Source organism: Facklamia sp. P12950, assembly GCF_050409465.1.
Taxonomy (GTDB): domain Bacteria; phylum Bacillota; class Bacilli; order Lactobacillales; family Aerococcaceae; genus Facklamia.
The window spans coordinates 22194-40467 of the sequence record NZ_JBNUPK010000008.1 but is presented as its reverse complement, the minus strand read 5'-3'; the positions used below and the strand labels follow the sequence as shown (position 1 = coordinate 40467).

Genomic DNA, 18274 nt, shown 5'->3' with positions numbered 1-18274 from the left:
CCCTACTTTCCGTTCATAACTGCTTCAATAATTGACATACGCATAAATACACCATTTTTCATTTGTTCAGCTATTACAGATCTTTCTGACATGACTAATTCATCAGCAATTTCTACCCCTCGATTGACCGGTGCAGGGTGCATAATAATTGCATGGTCTTGCATGCGACTGGCTCTTTCGGTATTTAAACCGTATAAACGATGATAGGTTTCCGCTTCGAAACTATCTGGCTGGTCATGGCGTTCTAATTGAACTCTTAAGAGCATTAAGACATCGACTTCTCCGATCAATTCATCAATGGGTAGATAGCTTCCGAAATGATCAAAGGTTTCATCATACCACTCTTCTGGTCCTGAAAAATATAGTTCAGCTCCTAAACGAGATAAAATTTCAGCGTTAGAATGAGCAACACGAGAGTGACTGAGGTCTCCTACGATTGCTATTTTCAAACCAATAAAACGTTGGAATTTTTCATAAATGGTCATCAAGTCGAGCATACACTGTGTAGGATGCTGAGAGGCCCCATCCCCACCATTAATAATTGACAAATTCAAGTGCGGTGATTTCATCAACGGCTCGAAGTAATTTTCTTCGCGAGTACGTACCACAACTGTATCTACCCCTAAAGATTCAAGTGTAATTAAAGTGTCTAAGAGGGTTTCTCCTTTGGAAAGTGAAGATGTTTTAGCATCAAAAGCAATAACCGGCATACCTAACTTTTTCTCAGCCATTTCAAAAGAAAGGTGCGTTCTTGTCGAATTTTCCAAAAAAACATTACAAACAAAGTGTCCTGGATACTGTGGTAATAGTGAGCGATCAAGGTTTTTAAATTCGATGGCTCGATGAATTAGTTTCATTACCATACCTGAATTTAGTTTCTTGGTTGATTCAAAATGCTTAAAAACTAAGTTGTGATTACTCATTATTTTATCCCTCCATGTACTGTAATTTACCGCGGTAATCTTCTATTTTTTGATAGCCATAAGATGTCATTTCAGCCTTTAATTCTTGATTCAATCGCTCAAAAATTTGTGGTCCTTCTTCCATCAAAGCTGTTCCTACTTGAACCATTGAAGCTCCACAAAGAATGTGTTCAAAAGCATCACGCCCACTTGCAACGCCCCCTGTCCCAATAATGGCTATGGAGTCATTTAGACGCTGGTAGAAGGCATGTACATTAGCCAGAGCCGTTGCTTTAATTGCGGCTCCTCCAATCCCTCCAAAGCCTTGCTTTGGTTTGATTGCAACAGTTTGATCTTGAATCCACAAACCATTACCAATTGAATTGACTGAATTGACAAAAGAAAGCGGAAATTGATTCAAGATTGCGGCCACTTGATCAAAGTGAACCAGATCAAAATAAGGAGGTAATTTTACTCCTAGTGGTTTGTTTACAAAACTAAACACTTCTGTCAAAATCTCGTGCATGAGTTCAAAATCATAGGCTGTCTGGGGTTTGCCGACTACATTTGGGCAGGACAGGTTTAATTCGATCAAGCCATTGAATGAAGCATCTTGTACTTTATGCAAAACTTGGTAGATTTCCTCTTTAGAAAGGCCCGTTACCGACAAGAAAAGATCTGAACGATCTAACTCAGAAAGATAGTCTAGATAATAATCAATACCTAAATTCGGTAAGCCCATCGAATTGATTGAACCGTGAAGATTCCCCACATAGCGTGGCTCAGGATTACCCTTTCTCGCTTGACTAGTAGCTGTTTTGGTAACAAAAGTAGCAGCTTGAGAGTCTAAAATTTCATTTAGCTCTTCTCTTGTTTGGCAATGAACCCCGGCGGCATTCATTAAACAGGATTTAAAATGTTGATTGGCAATTTGGGTCGTAAGCGTCATTTCATACTTCCTTTCATAAGTTGAATTCGCTTAGTTTTAACCAAAAAAGAGGTCAGTAACGAAAAACCGTTACTGACCTCTTGCGCACATAAAAGGATATCCCATTAGAGAGAGTTTCTCCAATGAACTATTCAAATAAATCTTTCATGTATCTCGTACACGGTTAAAGACTAATAAAATTTTTCCTTATTATAGCCCGACCATTCAAAAAAATCAAGACTTTATTAAAAATAATCGACTCTTTGTTAAACGTAAATGATAATGTCTCAAGAGAACACAAATCAAAATGTCCCATTTCTGAGTTATACTTTTTTCAGGGGTAGTTAGATGAAAGTTTGATTAACAATGTTCGAGCAAAGAAAATATGCTGTCATTCAATCGGTTGCACAGGGCCGAAAATCAAAAGCCAAAGACCAAGTGGAGCTCGGTTTATCGCGTCGCTCAATAAACGACGATTAACTGTCTATAAAACCTATGTTAAATTAGGCTTTCAACATGGAAATGTTAATCACTCCCCAATTAATAAAATAAGTCAAACAATTGAAAAAAGATTATCCATTTGTACCAAACTGTCTATGAAGGGTTCAATTTTAAACACTTCTGTGAAAAATTAAAGGCGTGTGAACAGATTCAAATTTTCGAATCGACTCTTCCAAATATCATGAAAACATCAGACAGTGTCTCCTAAAGCGCGAAGACAAACACGTCGTCAGCCAAGACAAGCTCTCGAACAAAAAATTGAAGCCAAAGGAACACTCTCTCAACGGGATAAGGCGCTCTCTCAAACGGTAATTACTCTTTCTCCTGAAAAGGCTCACCTGGTATGTCCACGTAAAAAATATGCTGGCGATCCCCTTCAAATGGATGCTTCACAACACCAGTGGTTTGAAGGAGATACTTCCTATTATCATCTTCACACTACTATTGATGACGCGATGGGAAGGGGTGTTGGAGCTTCGTTTGATACGCAAGAAACCCTCAATGGCTATTCTGAAGTTACTCAACAATTTCTTACAAAATATGGCATACCTTATGAAATTTTGACAGATAATCGATCGATTTTTGATCAAAGAGGGACACAACGCAAAGAGGCCTCTTTGTCCGAAGCTATCGAACAAAAGGCCTCCACTCAATTTGGATATGCGTGTCAGACGCATGGTATTCAATTAAGTTCCACTTCAATTCTGCAAACCAAAGGACCTATTGAGCGACTCTTCGGTATGTTTCAAGACCGTCTTTTCAATGAGATGAAGCTTGCAAATATCCAAACCATTCAAGAAGCCAATTGCTATCTCCCATCCATTTAGAGACGTTTAATAATCAAATTGCCCTCTCAATTAAGCCTAGCATAACCGCCTTTGAAAGACTAGCTAAGGGTATGAATTTAGATCCTATTCTCGCACGCTTTAATTGGTGTCGTATTCAAGCTAAGCATGCCATTCAGTATCAAAAGCATCGTTATCGTCTCATTGATCAGCAAGCTAAGCCCGTCTATTTGAATAAAAAGACAAAAGTGTTGGTGATTGAAAGCCGTAAACAAGAATTGTTTGCCTCTTACAAAGATCAACTCTATGCATTGGAAGAAATTCATCGGCATAAGTCGGTCAGTGAAAATCTATAAGAGCAAGCGATAATTGAACAAGCTAAACCTTCTATCCCACCTCTGTCTCATCCGTAGAAAGCAGCTTCCTATCAACCGTATTGATATAAAATGAAGACAAGAAGAGGCAACCAAGCAAAGCCCGGTAGGACTTTCGATCAATTCTTACTTGTACCCAAATTAATCAAATTTCGGGACATAATCGCTTGGGGTTGACAGTCTTTCTTCAAGAAAAATAATCTAATCTTTCATTTTATAGTGATTAGATGTAAAATTTAATATTGAACTTATTTATTTAGTAACTAAAGGAAGGTGATCTTTTGAAATATTTAATTTCTTATCAACAATCAAAATCTTTATTAAACCCACTTTGGATAGATGTCAGAAGTCCTAAGGAATTTGCTCAAGGCCACCTTCCAAATGCTATCAATCTTCCTGTTATGGATGATTCAACCCGCCATGAGGTTGGAACACTTTATAGCCAAGGACAGATTGACCAGGCTAAACAAGTTGGTATTAATTTTATGAGTGGTATTTTACCGACCTTTTTTCAACATATTATAACAGCTAGTCATGGCCATACATTAATTTTCTATTGTAAAAGTGGTGGCTTTCGCTCTTCTTCAATTGTTGGTTTATTAGATGGACTCGGTTTGACTGTCTATCAATTAGCTGGAGGGTACCAAGCTTATCGCCAACGTGTATTAGCTCAACTCGAAGTACTACCTCATCACTTTCAATTCGTATCTTTAGACGGTATGACTGGAACGGGCAAAACCTTGATTTTAAAATACATCGAAGCAATGGGTGGCCAAGTATTAGACTTAGAAGGTTTAGCGAATCATAGAGGGTCGCATTTTGGTCAGATTGGATTGGGTCAACAACCTAGCCAAGCTAATTACGAGGCAGCCCTAATTAACAAACTTGAATCATTCCAACCAGGCATTGTTTTTATCGAAGGAGAAAGTGCTAGCATTGGTAAGGTGCACACCCCCCACACCCTTTATCAAGCATATAAACAATCCCCCCATCAAGTCTACATTGATTCACCAATAGATTTACGAATTGAACGAATCGAAGATGAATATATTAATGCTTCTGATCAAAAAAATTTAGCAGAGATTAAAGAAAGCTTGAACAGAATGGATAAGATGAACCCGCAACGCAAGGCTATGCATATAGAATCCCTTAATCAAGGTGACTATGCATCCGTCATTAAAGATCTCATCCTTTCATACTATGATCAACACTACACACTTAAAAATAAAAATTTTGAATATCAGATCATTAATTATTCTTCGCTGGATACTGCACGTGCTTTAATCGACCTTTACGACGTTTTATAGTGAAAAAGCAGCGACCTTTTTGTCGCTGCTTTTGTTTTAGTCTACTTCCATATTAAAGCAAACTCAATTGCTATTTGAGCAATGAAAGCCTTAGAATCTAAGGCAAGATGATCGGATAAAGAACGGGCTGTCCCAAGCTTCTTCACTCAAATGATCGGCAGCATAAAAGAAGTGACACACTTCAACTGATCGCAATTGAGCCCAGGCGGCTACGGCTGAACATTCCATATCGACACAGATACAGCCTTGCTCTTTTCGTTTTTTATACCGATCAATTGTTTCTCTGAAAATAGCATCCGTTGTCCAGGCCTTACCAATACGCGATGAAACCCCTTTTTGATTGAGGTATGATTGAAAATCTTCTAAGCTCCTTTTATTTACATCTAATTCATAGCTTGGTTTAAGATAGTGGAAAGAGGTTCCTTCATCTCGCACCGCTCGATTTGGAATAATAATTGATAACTCTTCAATACTAGGGTCTAGCACACCACAGGTTCCAAATAAAACGAGACGTTTCATCCCCATTGCCCATAGGTGCTCCAGGACGCCTACACAAGCCGGACTTCCTACTTGAGAATTGAAAGCAGCAATCGTTTGTTTTCCAATTTGTAGCTGATAAATAGGAATCTCGCCCTGAGCAGTAGAAGTGGAAGCAATCGCTTCATGTGGATAATCACTGATCATTCTTTGGAAAGTTAAGCAGGAAAAGCAAGAAACTACTGTGTCTGGAAAATTTACTACTTTCTCTGTGACTTCTTTAGGGTTAATAATGGCTTGGGGATTATGATCCCATTCATGTAAAGGTAAGTGGCTATTCATATCCTTCCTCTCATTTTTTTCTATCCTACTAAATACTCTAGTTGTTAACAAGAGAAAGACAATTTTTATTATGCTTAGTGAGGGAAGATAATAATTACTACCTTTCATGATTCTTACATGATCCATCAATAATGCCTTAAGATACGTTGATTAATATCTGAACTTGAGGGTCACTCCTTCATTAAAAATGCGATGTCCAGTAAAATAGTCCGCTTCTCGAACTAATGAATTTTAATTTTTCCCACTCTTCAACTTGTCTTTGAGAATGTTTTAATTCATAAACTCGCAGTTGTTTCATACTTAAGAAATCTTGATAAGCAAACTGTTTTTTGTCAAAACATTCATTAGTACGGACAAAGCTGTGCCATTACTAGCAACAATGATACTAGCTTGTGATTGCTCTGTTATTTCCTTAAAACAAGATACGACTCGATGAGATACTTCATGTAATGACTCACTATTCGACAACTTATAATTAAAATTATCCCATTGGTTTTGCGCAATTGTAGAAAACTCTTCCCCCTTCCCCAATCCTACGCTCTCGTAAATCTTTCTGCTAAATAAATTTTAAATTTAATCGTTCAGCTGTAGGTTCAATGGTTTGTTTGACATGAAGATATGGACTCGCATAAATAGCACTGATTTCTTTATCTTCAAAAAATTGCCAACTCCTCAATCAATTTTTTCTTCAACCGTTAAAGGCACTTATCCGTTTTTAACAGTAAGGTCTCGCATTGAATGTCTAATTAAATAGAACCTCCTCAGATTTCATTAATCCTTTCGATTTAACCAATTCATTAAGACATTAATGTATTTTTCCGTTTCATCAATGTAACACATATGTCGACTATACTGGAACAACTCCCATTCAGCATTGGGTAGATTATCATACAAAGTTTTAGCAATGTATGGAGAAGAAAGATCCATAGCCCCACTGATCACTAAGGATGGTTGTACGATTTCCCTTAAGTGCTCCGTATATTCAAAGCCAGACAAAGTCCCAGTCGGCGTAAATTCATTAGGCCCCCAACCCACTAGATAAGCTTCTGAACCAGCTGCCTTTTCTCTTTTTAGGCAAGCAGGTGAATCTTCAGTGACTGGACCACAACAATATCTTTCCATAAAGACATTAAGTGCTTCAAGGTATTCCGGTGATTGGTAATTGCCGCTTTCTTCAGTCATTAATATCGCTTGACGATAGACTTCTGGCATTAGATTCACTCGGCGCATCCCTTCTTGGCGCCAAAGCTTGGCGGATGAAAGCGTTGATGAAAAGATATAAGATTTTATCCCCTCTGGTTGTTCTTCAATCTGATATATTTGCTGCAGCATCCCACCCCAAGATTGTCCTAAAATATGAACTTGGTCTAATTTTAAATAATTTCTTAAAGCAATTAATTCTTCTTTCCATACCTGTGCGGTAAATAATTCAGGATGCCCTTCAACCATCGATAAACCACAACCAATTTGATCATACATAACCAATGGGCGATCATCCAATTCAGCAAGTGGGTCTAAAACTTCCAAGTAATTGTGAGTAGATCCCGGCCCCCCATGGAGTAAGAGTAGAGGGGGTTTGCTACCTGCTTGATTTACAACGCGGTAATAGGTTTCATGCCCTTTGAAAGGCATCTTTCCTTCAATAATCTTCATAATCTTGCCTCCTTTTATTGTTCTCTTTCTATTATTACCTAAATAAACTGTCCCTGCCACTTTCGTTTCACTCTTTTTAGCGCAAGGTTAATAAATGATGATAAAATAATAATAATAATTCGTTTAGGGGGATATAAAATGGATAAGATTGAGCATTTTATCGAAATGGAAACAAACTATTTAGCCGTTGACCAATCTGTTAATCAATTAATGGAACAACTCGATGCGTTCCAAGGCCAAATCGAAAAAATAGCAAAACTCATCGATTATTATGGTAGTCAAGAATGGTATGAGCATCTTGAAATGGAAAAAAGAGAATTGTTACCGAGTGATTCTACACGAGCTATTCTCGGCGAAGATTATGCTTATGAAACATTGGGAAATCTCAGACAATGCGCGCTTCAAATGTTAGAAATCAGTACGGAGATTTTTAAAATTTATTAAACTCTTAAAGCACAAACAAAAAAAGCCCACCAACAAAGCTGGTGGGTCTAAATTATATTATAGTTTTACAATATTTGCAGCTTGGTCGCCACGATCGCCTGAAACAATATCGTAAGACACTGCTTGGCCTTCATCTAATGTTTTGAAGCCGTCTCCAGAAATAGCTGAGAAATGTGCAAAAACATCTTTCCCATCTTGTCCTTCGATGAAACCAAAACCTTTATCGGCATTAAACCATTTTACTGTACCTGTATTCATATATAAATCCTCCTGTGTGCGTCTTAAGCACTTTGTATTGCAATAACTAAATAATTAAAAAGAAGATTTACATTTGTTGAATGGAAATGACTTAATTAACTTATTTCTTTATTACTCACCTAGTATAGTTCATAAATAGTGATCTGTCAAATTTTATTTGAAAGTAAATGATGCTTTTGTTAAACGTAAATGATGCTTTCATATATAATTAGCTGGGAAGTCAAGCGGCTGTAAGCCAATTGAAATGATACGAATTATTAAATAGCTGCTTTAACATCCTATATATTATTACTCGATAAAATGTTTCAGCTGAAAACACTTAAATGATTGTCGAATTTTACTCCCTTGTTCATTTAATAGTCACGTCTTCTCATAATCTTCATACTTATAATTAAGGAAGCAAAATAAGTAAAACTCATGACTAGTATGGAAGTAAAGAGTTGGCTCCATTTATTTGAAAAGAAGTTTTTCAAAATCCTGTATAAATCTGTTGAAATTATCTTTTCACTGAATAAAAAGAGAACCACTCCAACAATACAAAGGACTAAAAAGCTAAAGATTATTAATAGTGTCCCTTCTGAGCCAAATTTTAATTGAATAGGTAACAGTATCAAAACCAGGATTGAGCTAACAGCCAAAATCATTAGTATCGTCAAAAGATTGTCTATAAAATTGAAAGTTTGTGGACTTTGAAAATAAGCGACGAGTGAAGTCAAATAAACTTCAAAAACTAATAAACCTATTAACCCTATGATTAAGGAAAAGTATTTTGAATATACGTAATCTTCGCGCGAATATGGTAGGGTCAAAAGCATTGGCATCCCATTTTCCCTCTCATCATAAGTCATGGGTGACAGTATCAAAGATAAGATTGAAACTGAAGTAACACTTATCAAAGCCAGGTCACCAGATTTAATATACAAGATAATGAAAATCATTATTATTGGTAAAAAAATATGTAACTTGGTCTTGCGAATTAATAGCCAATCTTTATATAGCAAACCTTTCATAAGCCACCACCTCCTTTTATTAATTTTACATCGCTTTACACTGATTATTTATTCGTGGAGAACATCGAAAAGGGGCATTGATTTTCTAAGCTGAATTTTAATATGAATGACTTAAGTGAACGTTTAATCTTGATCAATGACATTTCTATACTTGCCTTCACAATTTAATACTCCCGCTTTTGCATAATTCTGTTACTTATATAATAGGATATGCCCATCATTCCTGCTATCACTAGTATAAATAAAAAGAAAACATTCCAATCATTTGCTAAGAAATTTTGCAAGAACTGTATTTGATCCAATGAAATTAACTTAAACTCCTTAATAAGATAAAGAACTCCCATTATTCCTCCAAATAATAAGCCACCTACTACCATCATGGCAATCATTGCTTTTTTAACACCATATTTTAAATAAATGGGAAGCAAAATCCAACACATAGCAGAAGATACCACTAAAGTACTCAATATTTCAAGAAAGTTGTCAGTAAAAGAAAATTCTTCAATATTTTTGAAGGTAGCCATACTGGTGATTAAGCCCACTTCAAAAATCAATAAAGTAACGATGGTTATAACTGCAAACAAATATTTTGAACGCACATAGTCTTGCCGTGTATACGGTAGCGATAAAAGCATGGGCATGCCATTATCATACTCATCGTAAGAAATAGTCGAAATAATGGAGAATAGACCTACCATCGAGGTGTAAGTCATAAAAAATAATTTATCGTCCCCACTATAAAGCACAATGATTCCTACCACTACTGGTATCAGAAATTGCAAACCCATCTTACGAATTAGTAGCCAATCTTTATAAAGCAATCCTTTCATTTGCGACCACCTACCATTAATTTAATTAAATCATCCACCGAAGCTTTTTCGATAATTACTTGTGGATAATTTTCCAAATAAAACTGTCTTTGATTGGTTAAGCAGCAATAACCATAATTTGTCTGATCAATCTTAATGATATGCGATTGATCGATCTGATCCAGTTCTTCTTGACGAAGCTTTAAAATACCATAGCTAGATAAAAGTTGATCCATTTCCTCGTACATAACTATTTTACCTTGATCGATAAGGTAGAAATCATCGCAAATCCCTTCCAAATCTGTGGCAATATGGGAAGAAATTAAAATGCTCGTTTGCGGAGACTCGTCTAAGTATTCACGCAAAATATCTAATATTTCTTCACGCGCCACTACATCCAACCCTGAGGTCGGCTCATCCATTATTAAAAATTGAGCTTTATGCGAAATGGCCGTAATTACTTTCATTTTTGCCTGCATACCTGTCGAAAATTTTTCAAACTTTTTATCCCACGTTAAGCCTTGCTGGTCTACAAAATGTCTAAACATGGCCTCATCAAAGTTTCGATAGCTACGCTTTAAGATAGCTAAAACATCTTTACAATTCATCACTCGACTAAAATTGGAATCCGACAAAACGACCCCCAACTTCTCCTTGTCATGACCAGATAACTGATTAACCGGACGCCCAAAAAGTTCAACTTCCCCTTGATCAGGAAAGATCAAACCAAGAATCGCCTTAATCGTCGTTGTCTTGCCAGATCCGTTCCTACCCAAAAAGCCAGTTACCATTCCTTCTTTAACTTGCAAACTGCAATCGAGCTGAAAAGAACCGTAATTTTTCTTTAAATGATTAACTTTTAACATCCCAATCCCCCATTAATAAATCAAATATGGACTGCATTTCATCTTTACTTAAGTGAAAAAGTTGTGCTTTCTCAATTGCTTGAGCCATTATAGCTTCCACTTGCATCAACTGTTCATTACGTAAAAGTTCTTGATTGGCTTCTAAAACATAGGAGCCTTTACCATGAATTGTCTCAATAAACCCTTCTCTCTCCAATTGGTCATAAGCTTTTTTGACCGTTAGCGCACTGATCTTCAATTCCTTAGAAAGGGATCTCACGGAAGGAAGCGCACTTGCAGTCGGTATTTCTCCTGCTAGAATCATTGCAGTTATCTGGTCTACAATTTGTTCATAAAGAGGAGTCATACTTGTATTATCGATAATTATTTGCATGCATTTTGCCCCTTTCATAAACAGTGTATAACAGTATATAACACTTGTCAATCCTTTTATAAAAAAACACAAAAAAACCACCAGCAAAGCTGGTGGGTTTAAATTATATTAAAGTTTTACGATGTTTGCGGCTTGGTCGCCACGATCGCCTGAAACAATATCGTAAGACACTGCTTGGCCTTCATCTAATGTTTTGAAGCCGTCTCCAGAAATAGCTGAGAAATGTGCAAAAACATCTTTCCCATCTTGTCCTTCGATGAAACCAAAACCTTTATCGGCATTAAACCATTTTACTGTACCTGTATTCATATATAAATCCTCCTGTGTGCGTCTTAAGCACTTTGTATTGCAATAACTAAATAATTAAAAAGAAGATTTACATTTGTTGAATGGAAATGACTTAATTAACTTATTTCTTTACTACTTACCTAGTATAGTCCAAAATTATTGATCTGTCAAACTTTATTTGAAAGTAAATGATGCTTTCATAAATTAAGAGCTAGAAAGTCAAGTGGCTGTACTAAATGTTCTATTTTTTAAGTTCTAAGTGGACAATACGAGTGATTTCCTTAAACCCTAACTTTTTATAAAGATTAAATGCAGTTTGGTTATCTGCTTCAACTGTTAAGTGGAAAGGCTTATGATTTGATTGAATCAAATCATTAATTGTTTGCTTCATTAGGTAAGTGGCAATTCCCTGCCCTTGAAAATTTGGGTCCACTGCAACACCAAATAAATAATTGACATCTGAGCTTTGGTCAGCAGAAATGGATGCAACTACATACCCTTGGCATAGGGCTACATAGATGGGGCTTTCTTGGTTTGCTACTGTTTCTCTAGCATATCGTAGGCTCAGCTCATAATCATCCTCAAAGCTTTCGGATTGAAAGCGAGCAATTTCCTCTACATGTTCCTCAGAAGCAATCAGAACTTTAATATCAAAACGTTCTTCAACTAAGTAAGGACTTGTCCCATAAGCCATTAATACTTCCTCATCTGTTAACAATAAGTTTAAAGAGACTAAAAATTTTGGATTTTCATCTATAAATATGCGTTCCGTTTTAAAAGTAAGAGATTTAATTCCATAAGAAGCAGTTTCTGATTGAAAGTTTTCGTAAAGTTTAGATGCTATGCCCTTGCGTCGATAGTTTGGATCGACAATTATTGAAAGTTCCGCTTCAGCATCATCGGCATAAACTGCTAATAAACCTATCATTTTCCGATCTTTATAGGCCGTAAAAAAACTAGGCATTGATCGATCAAAATTGTATCGATTAAATAGATACGGATCAGAAAAGGTTCGATCCACTTGATGTTTGTGTGTTAAAAGATCTTTTGCTGCTTGTATGTCGTTATTAGATAGATTTTGTTTACTTTGATAATGAATATTCATCTTACACACCCTTTTTAGCTAAGAATTAAATTTATTGCTTGATAATTTTAAGCTGAATAATCTGATTTAATGCTATAGATTTATATATCAATCTTTCTTCTATATTACATTAAAGTGAAAGTTGTTGCTATTTGATAACTTGTATAGCATATTATAAATAACAAATCATTTGAGAGGTGGTCACTATGAAGAATAAATTTTTTATTAAAGTCCTCTGTTTAACATTAGGAATTATGACAGTAACCCTTGAGGCCAGTGCTGAAAATAAAGAAAAAGAGAGAATTCCTGCAAAAATTCAATCCAGTTTGAAACTAGAAAAAAAAGAAACTGCTAAAGCAGGGGCGATGACCGAACAATTAATCAAGGATGGCAATTCAAAAGTCACAAAGTATGATAAGAAGAACAAAGACTATCAAAATCAAGAAGCCATCATTCCAAAAAACTATTTAGACGTTATGCATACCGAGGGAAAAGTTTTAGGAAAAAACCCCAATACCATCGAATCAAATGGGATCGTCGTCGAATATATTCCTTTAGAAGATAATACAGGCAGTAAAGATGACTTTGACCAAGTGAATGATGTATTAGGGATAGATGGTGTTCCTCAAGTTGGAATGAATGGTATCCGTACCTTTTTTGGCCATTATTATGACCATATTAATACAGGAGCTTTTGCTCCCTTTGCTAGCAACAATTATTTTGAACCGGGTAATGAATTTATTGTTACAGATAAGGACGGAATATCCAAAGGCTATGAAATCACAGCAATCATTCCCATTCAAACCGACTTCCAATATAACTATTTCTATAATGAAGATTCTATTCCCTTCCTTGCCTATTACGGAAATGGCGATGACATGGCTGCCTTTATGACTTGTCGTTGGGATAAAGCTATTGGCCAAATGGATTTTGCTATAGCTTATCGCATTTGGTAGATATCAACCTTCAAATTAACTCTAATTAATTTTGACCTTCCTTTTGGAAGGTTTTTTCTAATAAAAAGAGCCTTTCACCTTTCAATCCAAGTTAAAAACTTAAATTAAATAAGTAGAAGACTCTAATTGGAAATTTATTTAAATTCGCTTTTATTTTAGTAAAGTCGATGCCTGCAAATAAGAATTGGTGTATCGCTCAAGTAAATGGTTGATATATTTAATGACATCATTTGGTTCGATTTTTCCTTGTGGATAGACCTCTAAGCTGCTTAAAAAATCATCTTTTTCCTGCTGATTGGCTTGTTTTTCAAAATAAGCCCATCCATGAAGCAAGGCATTTACGCTTTGCTTTTGGTTTTCTGGCATTTTTCGGCAATATCTTTTTTCCACGAACATATTCGAGGTCAACATGATCATTTTTAAGGTGCTCTTTAATCTCTAAGTAAATATTTTGTAATTTAGAAAGAACTAAATACTTATTTCTTCTCCAAAGAGATTGACTTTCTTTTTTTGAAATTTTGACCCACCATATTTGTTCCCTTTCTACTCATTGATTTTGGCTGTTTACATCCTTTGGGAAGATGCTATTTTTATTCCTAACAAACCGATAGATAGCCGATACTACTAAGATAGCTAAACCAGCTAACAAGACTGCTTTAATACTTGTTACTAATTCCGGACTATGTACACCTTCTTCATAATTACTATAAATGCCATAGAAAGCCCAAGCTATTGAGATAGGAAAGAAAGCATTCTTATACATAAAGACATAGCCTACAACGAAAACAATGGCAATAATAATAACCACCAATGACCACACTGAATCTGAGATACCAAAGCCATCCCAGCCTATTTTGACTAAGAAAATAGAGATGTTTAAAAAAGTTGCGATTAAAACCCAAGCAGCATAGAGTGTAAAAGCGTAAGCTGGTAAATTATAAGAAATGTTTTTACTATTATAATTAATTTTTTCAATCAGTTTCATTAATGCTAAGAGTAATATAAAAATCATCACAACAGAAAGACCTATCAATTCGTATGAAAAACTAAAGATCCAACCCATATTAAAAAGACAGGAAACGATAAATAAAGGAGAAATCAGTGAAATAGTATGCATAATTTTTTTATCATCACGCTTAAAGGCTAAATAAGTCAGCGTGATTAACACTAAGGTGTAAATCACACCCCATATACTAAAAGCAAAACCAGCGGGAGTAATCAGTGTTGTATATTTAGCAGATACTTCTTGCTGGCTCATATCATTAATTAAACCTGATCCCCCCAAATAATTGACAAATATGGTAAGAAAAAAAGAGATGAAATCAGCTATTATCCAAAAATTTGTTCTATTAACAGCTTGACTCTTTGTTTGTTCTAACATATTTATCATTCCTTTTTACATTTTAAACTAACGACCTTTAGGTACCCCTCAACTCAATTCAAAAAAACGTTTCCATTTTGATTATAACATCTTTACTTATTAATAATATATTCTGCATGTTTGTCCATTAAATAAATTTTAAAACAAATCACAGCCACGATATTCATAGAACTTATCAACTACACGAAAATAAAAACAATGATTTTTGCCGTCTAAACTTTTTGCTCGAGGTAAGATAAAAAATGTTATCTCATCTCTTTGCATCATCTTAATAATGCTGTCGATTACACAATAAAGAGGCAAACCTACAGCTGAATATCTCATATAATCTTCTTCTAATTGTCGATAGGCCAAATCAAAAAAATTAATTTCCAGCGCTTGTTCTTCCTTCAACATCGAATCACCTCTTCAACATTATAGAACGTACGTTCGTTTTTTTCAAGAGGTTTTAACTTTTAGCATTTTTTATCTTTATTAAAGTCCTTTGCAATAAAATAGCAAACTCTCTTAACTCCAGCGATGAGCCATAAGAGTTTGCTCAAACTGATCTGCATATGACTGATAAGCTAGACGCTAAGCATTAAGGCTATTCTAATGTTTAAGGACGCTCTTGGGTCGGTAACATCAACTCCTAATAATTCTTGACATTTCTCAATACGATATTTGACGGTATTTCGATGAACAAATAGTATATTGGCAGTTAACGTTGTCTCACACTGATTATCTAAGTATACCTTAAGGGTTTCACGTAATTCTTTTAAATTATTTGTTTGAGGATACGCTAACTCTTTTAGTACTGATTCGCAAAAATAATTAATATCTTTACTGTCGATATCGTGAAAAAGATGTTGAACTCCCGAATTGTTATAATAGCTAATAGTCTCTTTATTATAATCTGTCAATCGAGCTTTAAATGCTAAGGATGCTTGGTCAATCGACCTGGATACTTGATCAATTGAACTGACTGATTCGCCGACGCTAAAAATCATGTCAATATTAACCAGTTTTAACAAATCATCATGACACTGCATTAATTTCTCATCCAGATTACCGACATGATTTTGTAAGATTAGATAGAGATGGGCATTAACGTCTGTTTGAAATAAAAACATATCCTTAAAATATTCTTGACCATAAATTTTTAGAAAATCTAAAATTAACGCATATTTTTCATAGAGTTTAACTGTTTTTAATTTAGGTTCCAGTGCACTTGAAACATTTACTTCAACAGCCAAGTAATAGTTGGAGTCAACATATTTAATTTCTTCAATCGTTTTATAAAGAATCCCTTTATTTAAGGTATCTCCTCCCATAGTCTCTAACATAAAACTAGAGGAAGTGTGTAAATAGCTGGAAAAAACTTTTTCCGTTTTATAAAGAATATAGGAAAGAACTAATTTGGCTTGATCAATCGTAAAGGCAGATATGGGGTAGGTCATATTCTCTGGGTTTAATATGAGCAAGTAATGGGGAAAGTATTTAAATACAAAGACACTGCTGGCAGAGATTAGAAGTGTCTGGTCATTTTCATCTTTCATTTTAAAATAATCATTAGGGACTTGTTTTTGTTTAAATCGCTTTTGAAACTGCTCCTGCAACGATTGAATAAGAAGTGGTTTTTTAGTGAAATGATGCGAATAACTCACCACTTTTTTTATTGGGCTCAAGAGAATAATCGGACATTTAATGATTTTACTGAATTCATTGATTACTTTATCAATGGAAGTATTGTTAAGTAAAAGGTCTGAGAATTGCTTTTGAATACTTAGCGCAAACTCAATTTCTTCTTTTCGTTGATTCCAGATATAATTTGAAATTTGATGGAGTAAGCGTCCGAGTGGATATTTATCAGGTATATTAATAATAGGAAAGTTGCGCTGATTGGCATAATCAATCACTTTGGGATGGAGTTCTCCATTAAGAAAACGTCCTGATTTAATGGCTAAACCTACTCCTTTAGCACGAATTAATGAATCGATAAAGGGAATCATCTGCAACTGATCATCTTTAAAAATCATTCCGGTTGTAAGAATTAACGTCTCCGGACTGATATAAAACTCAACATCGGGTGTTTCAGTTATTTCGACGTTACTAACTTCTTGGTGTTCAATTGTTTTTCTATCTGTTAATAATTTAATCTCCGAGAGGTAGTCGATTGTTAATAATTTTTCTACGGATACCACACAAACCATCTCCTTAGTAAACTCATTATACCAAGAGATTTAATTCCTTCCTACTTTTACAAGCCATCTTTTATAGGATATAAAACAACTTAGACTGAGACTAACCAAAATAACAATTTCTTGCTTAAGCAATTTTATAACTGATTTTCATCTTCCTTTTTTAAAAGACTTGACGCTTATCACTTTCTTCAATATAAAAAATAGTCTAGCAATTGATAGATTGTTAGACTATTTTTAAATTTATTAATTATCTTGTTTTTTCTAAGCTTATGTGGTTTATTCAGCAAAAGCGCCTTTATTACCATACTGATTAAAATGAACAGTATCTGACTCAAGGTAATCGATAATATGTTTTGGAATATCAATCCCTTTTTCAAGATTACGTTCTGTGCTTAAAACCGCTAATTCTCCAGGATAGTAGACCTGATCGAAGCCATCAGCTGGTTTGATAGCATGCAACTCCTCTACCATCTGTTCAATATTGGAAGTAAATTGATCCAAGCTAGTAAAGCGTGCTGGGTCGACCGCGATATAAACGTGTCCTAAGTCTCTGCCCTTGTCTAAATCATTATACATTGAAGAGACACTCTTACCAAAAGGTAAGCCAAAGAGCATACCCGAAAGAATATCAACAATCATCATTAAACCATATCCCTTGGGACCCGCAATTGGTAAAAGACCTGCTACTTTATGTGGATCGGTGGTCGAATTACCTTCAGCATCAACTGCCCAGGTATCCGGAATTGACTCGCCCTTTGAACGCGCATCCAAGACTTTGCCCCAAGCTTGAACAGTGGTTGCCATATCAAAGAAGATTGGACGACCCTCCTTGCGAGGTGCACCAAAAGCAATCGGATTGGTTCCAAAATAATTTTCAGACCCTCCAAAAGGCACTACCATAGGATCAGATTGTGTCATCGACAGGCTAACATAACCAGCTTCTGCCAACTTCTCAACATAGTAAGCTAACATACCTGTATGACTAACATGGGTGACTCCTACCATGGCAATTCCATTTTCTTTTACTAATTCGATGACTTTTTCTAAAGCAAGATTAGCAATATAATGTCCTTGACCATTGTCACCATCAAAAGTAGCTGTCGCAGGACCTGTTTTTGTATAAGTAATCTTCGGTTCTTTGGTCACGCCCCCCTTGGCAATGCGTTCAGCATAATATGCAACACGAACAGCTCCGTGAGAATGAATATCAGATAAATCAGCATAAGTTAAGTGTTTAGCCGTTTCTAAAGCCGAATCTTCTGGTAGTCCTGCTGCCATTAACTTCTTTTTTATTAAGTCTTGTAGACGACTGGCTTGAATTTTTACTGTTTCATTTTTATCTGTCATTTTATC

At 35.4% G+C, this 18274-nt stretch carries 21 protein-coding genes and 1 pseudogene; 5 read left to right on the top strand and 17 right to left on the bottom strand.

The window, feature by feature from the left end; genetic code table 11:
* Positions 1-2 precede the first annotated feature (2 nt).
* Both ACQV2Q_RS07345 and ACQV2Q_RS07340 read right to left on the bottom strand, forming a co-directional pair.
* The gene (locus tag ACQV2Q_RS07345; RefSeq protein WP_428874264.1) at positions 3-923 is read right to left on the bottom strand and encodes an aspartate carbamoyltransferase catalytic subunit; all 921 of its coding nucleotides are present in this window, start codon (positions 921-923) and stop codon (positions 3-5) included.
* Between the two features lie 4 nt (positions 924-927).
* Positions 928-1851 (bottom strand): dihydroorotate oxidase, encoded by a 924-nt coding sequence (locus tag ACQV2Q_RS07340; RefSeq protein ID WP_428874263.1) that lies wholly within the window; start codon positions 1849-1851, stop codon positions 928-930.
* Between the two features lie 677 nt (positions 1852-2528).
* Here ACQV2Q_RS07340 and ACQV2Q_RS07335 point away from each other — a divergent pair.
* The 3 genes from ACQV2Q_RS07335 to mnmH all read left to right on the top strand — a co-directional run bounded on the left by ACQV2Q_RS07335 (position 2529) and on the right by mnmH (position 4797).
* Positions 2529-3158, top strand: coding sequence for a hypothetical protein (locus tag ACQV2Q_RS07335; protein ID WP_428875312.1), 630 nt, complete (start codon positions 2529-2531; stop codon positions 3156-3158).
* Between the two features lie 71 nt (positions 3159-3229).
* Positions 3230-3472: a hypothetical protein gene (locus ACQV2Q_RS07330; RefSeq protein ID WP_428882395.1), complete on the top strand. Its 243-nt coding sequence runs from the start codon at positions 3230-3232 to the stop codon at positions 3470-3472.
* A 299-nt stretch (positions 3473-3771) separates the two neighbouring features.
* A complete protein-coding gene (gene mnmH, locus ACQV2Q_RS07325; RefSeq protein WP_428882393.1) occupies positions 3772-4797 on the top strand; it encodes a tRNA 2-selenouridine(34) synthase MnmH in 1026 nt (341 codons plus the stop codon).
* 41 nt (positions 4798-4838) lie between these two features.
* Here the strand turns inward: mnmH and ACQV2Q_RS07320 are convergent.
* The 3 genes and pseudogenes from ACQV2Q_RS07320 to pepI all read right to left on the bottom strand — a co-directional run bounded on the left by ACQV2Q_RS07320 (position 4839) and on the right by pepI (position 7269).
* Positions 4839-5616 (bottom strand): annotated as a pseudogene (locus tag ACQV2Q_RS07320) (nucleoside phosphorylase).
* A gap of 300 nt (positions 5617-5916) precedes the next feature.
* Positions 5917-6147 (bottom strand): histidine phosphatase family protein, encoded by a 231-nt coding sequence (locus tag ACQV2Q_RS07315; protein ID WP_428882392.1) that lies wholly within the window; start codon positions 6145-6147, stop codon positions 5917-5919.
* A 240-nt stretch (positions 6148-6387) separates the two neighbouring features.
* Positions 6388-7269, bottom strand: a complete 882-nt coding sequence (pepI, locus tag ACQV2Q_RS07310; RefSeq protein ID WP_428882391.1) for a proline iminopeptidase — start codon at positions 7267-7269, stop codon at positions 6388-6390.
* Positions 7270-7407: 138 nt separating this feature from the next.
* Here pepI and ACQV2Q_RS07305 point away from each other — a divergent pair, with 138 nt between their 5' ends.
* Positions 7408-7713 (top strand): DUF4298 domain-containing protein, encoded by a 306-nt coding sequence (locus tag ACQV2Q_RS07305; protein ID WP_428875559.1) that lies wholly within the window; start codon positions 7408-7410, stop codon positions 7711-7713.
* A gap of 57 nt (positions 7714-7770) precedes the next feature.
* On the opposite strand, the gene ACQV2Q_RS07300 is transcribed toward ACQV2Q_RS07305, so the two are convergent.
* The 7 genes from ACQV2Q_RS07300 to ACQV2Q_RS07270 all read right to left on the bottom strand — a co-directional run bounded on the left by ACQV2Q_RS07300 (position 7771) and on the right by ACQV2Q_RS07270 (position 12422).
* The gene (locus ACQV2Q_RS07300; protein ID WP_428874223.1) at positions 7771-7971 is read right to left on the bottom strand and encodes a cold-shock protein; all 201 of its coding nucleotides are present in this window, start codon (positions 7969-7971) and stop codon (positions 7771-7773) included.
* 353 nt (positions 7972-8324) lie between these two features.
* Positions 8325-8981 (bottom strand): ABC-2 transporter permease, encoded by a 657-nt coding sequence (locus ACQV2Q_RS07295; RefSeq protein WP_428882390.1) that lies wholly within the window; start codon positions 8979-8981, stop codon positions 8325-8327.
* 164 nt (positions 8982-9145) lie between these two features.
* Entirely contained in the window at positions 9146-9811 is a 666-nt protein-coding gene (locus ACQV2Q_RS07290; RefSeq protein WP_428882389.1) for an ABC-2 transporter permease, read from the bottom strand.
* Positions 9808-10656, bottom strand: a complete 849-nt coding sequence (locus ACQV2Q_RS07285; RefSeq protein WP_428875553.1) for an ABC transporter ATP-binding protein — start codon at positions 10654-10656, stop codon at positions 9808-9810. Before ACQV2Q_RS07285 ends, ACQV2Q_RS07290 begins: the two co-directional genes overlap by 4 nt.
* Complete coding sequence (locus tag ACQV2Q_RS07280) at positions 10643-11029, bottom strand: GntR family transcriptional regulator (RefSeq protein WP_428874224.1); 387 nt, start codon at positions 11027-11029, stop codon at positions 10643-10645. The genes ACQV2Q_RS07285 and ACQV2Q_RS07280 overlap by 14 nt, the downstream gene beginning before the upstream one ends.
* Before the next feature lie 108 nt (positions 11030-11137).
* Complete coding sequence (locus ACQV2Q_RS07275; protein ID WP_428874223.1) at positions 11138-11338, bottom strand: cold-shock protein; 201 nt, start codon at positions 11336-11338, stop codon at positions 11138-11140.
* Between the two features lie 220 nt (positions 11339-11558).
* Positions 11559-12422 (bottom strand): GNAT family N-acetyltransferase, encoded by an 864-nt coding sequence (locus tag ACQV2Q_RS07270; protein ID WP_428874222.1) that lies wholly within the window; start codon positions 12420-12422, stop codon positions 11559-11561.
* Positions 12423-12607: 185 nt separating this feature from the next.
* Between ACQV2Q_RS07270 and ACQV2Q_RS07265 the strand changes: the two genes are divergently transcribed.
* Entirely contained in the window at positions 12608-13357 is a 750-nt protein-coding gene (locus ACQV2Q_RS07265) for a hypothetical protein (protein WP_428874220.1), read from the top strand.
* 150 nt (positions 13358-13507) lie between these two features.
* Here the strand turns inward: ACQV2Q_RS07265 and ACQV2Q_RS07260 are convergent, their stop codons facing one another.
* The 5 genes from ACQV2Q_RS07260 to allD all read right to left on the bottom strand — a co-directional run bounded on the left by ACQV2Q_RS07260 (position 13508) and on the right by allD (position 18268).
* The gene (locus ACQV2Q_RS07260; RefSeq protein WP_428882388.1) at positions 13508-13723 is read right to left on the bottom strand and encodes a DUF1722 domain-containing protein; all 216 of its coding nucleotides are present in this window, start codon (positions 13721-13723) and stop codon (positions 13508-13510) included.
* A 181-nt stretch (positions 13724-13904) separates the two neighbouring features.
* Positions 13905-14738 carry a TspO/MBR family protein gene (locus ACQV2Q_RS07255; protein WP_428882387.1) on the bottom strand — a complete coding sequence of 278 codons (834 nt, stop codon included), beginning with the start codon at positions 14736-14738 and terminating at the stop codon, positions 13905-13907.
* Between the two features lie 138 nt (positions 14739-14876).
* Positions 14877-15134 carry a DUF5960 family protein gene (locus tag ACQV2Q_RS07250; RefSeq protein ID WP_428874218.1) on the bottom strand — a complete coding sequence of 86 codons (258 nt, stop codon included), beginning with the start codon at positions 15132-15134 and terminating at the stop codon, positions 14877-14879.
* 170 nt (positions 15135-15304) lie between these two features.
* Positions 15305-16921 (bottom strand): PucR family transcriptional regulator, encoded by a 1617-nt coding sequence (locus ACQV2Q_RS07245; RefSeq protein ID WP_428882386.1) that lies wholly within the window; start codon positions 16919-16921, stop codon positions 15305-15307.
* Between the two features lie 276 nt (positions 16922-17197).
* Positions 17198-18268, bottom strand: coding sequence for an ureidoglycolate dehydrogenase (gene allD, locus ACQV2Q_RS07240; protein WP_428874216.1), 1071 nt, complete (start codon positions 18266-18268; stop codon positions 17198-17200).
* Positions 18269-18274 lie beyond the last annotated feature (6 nt).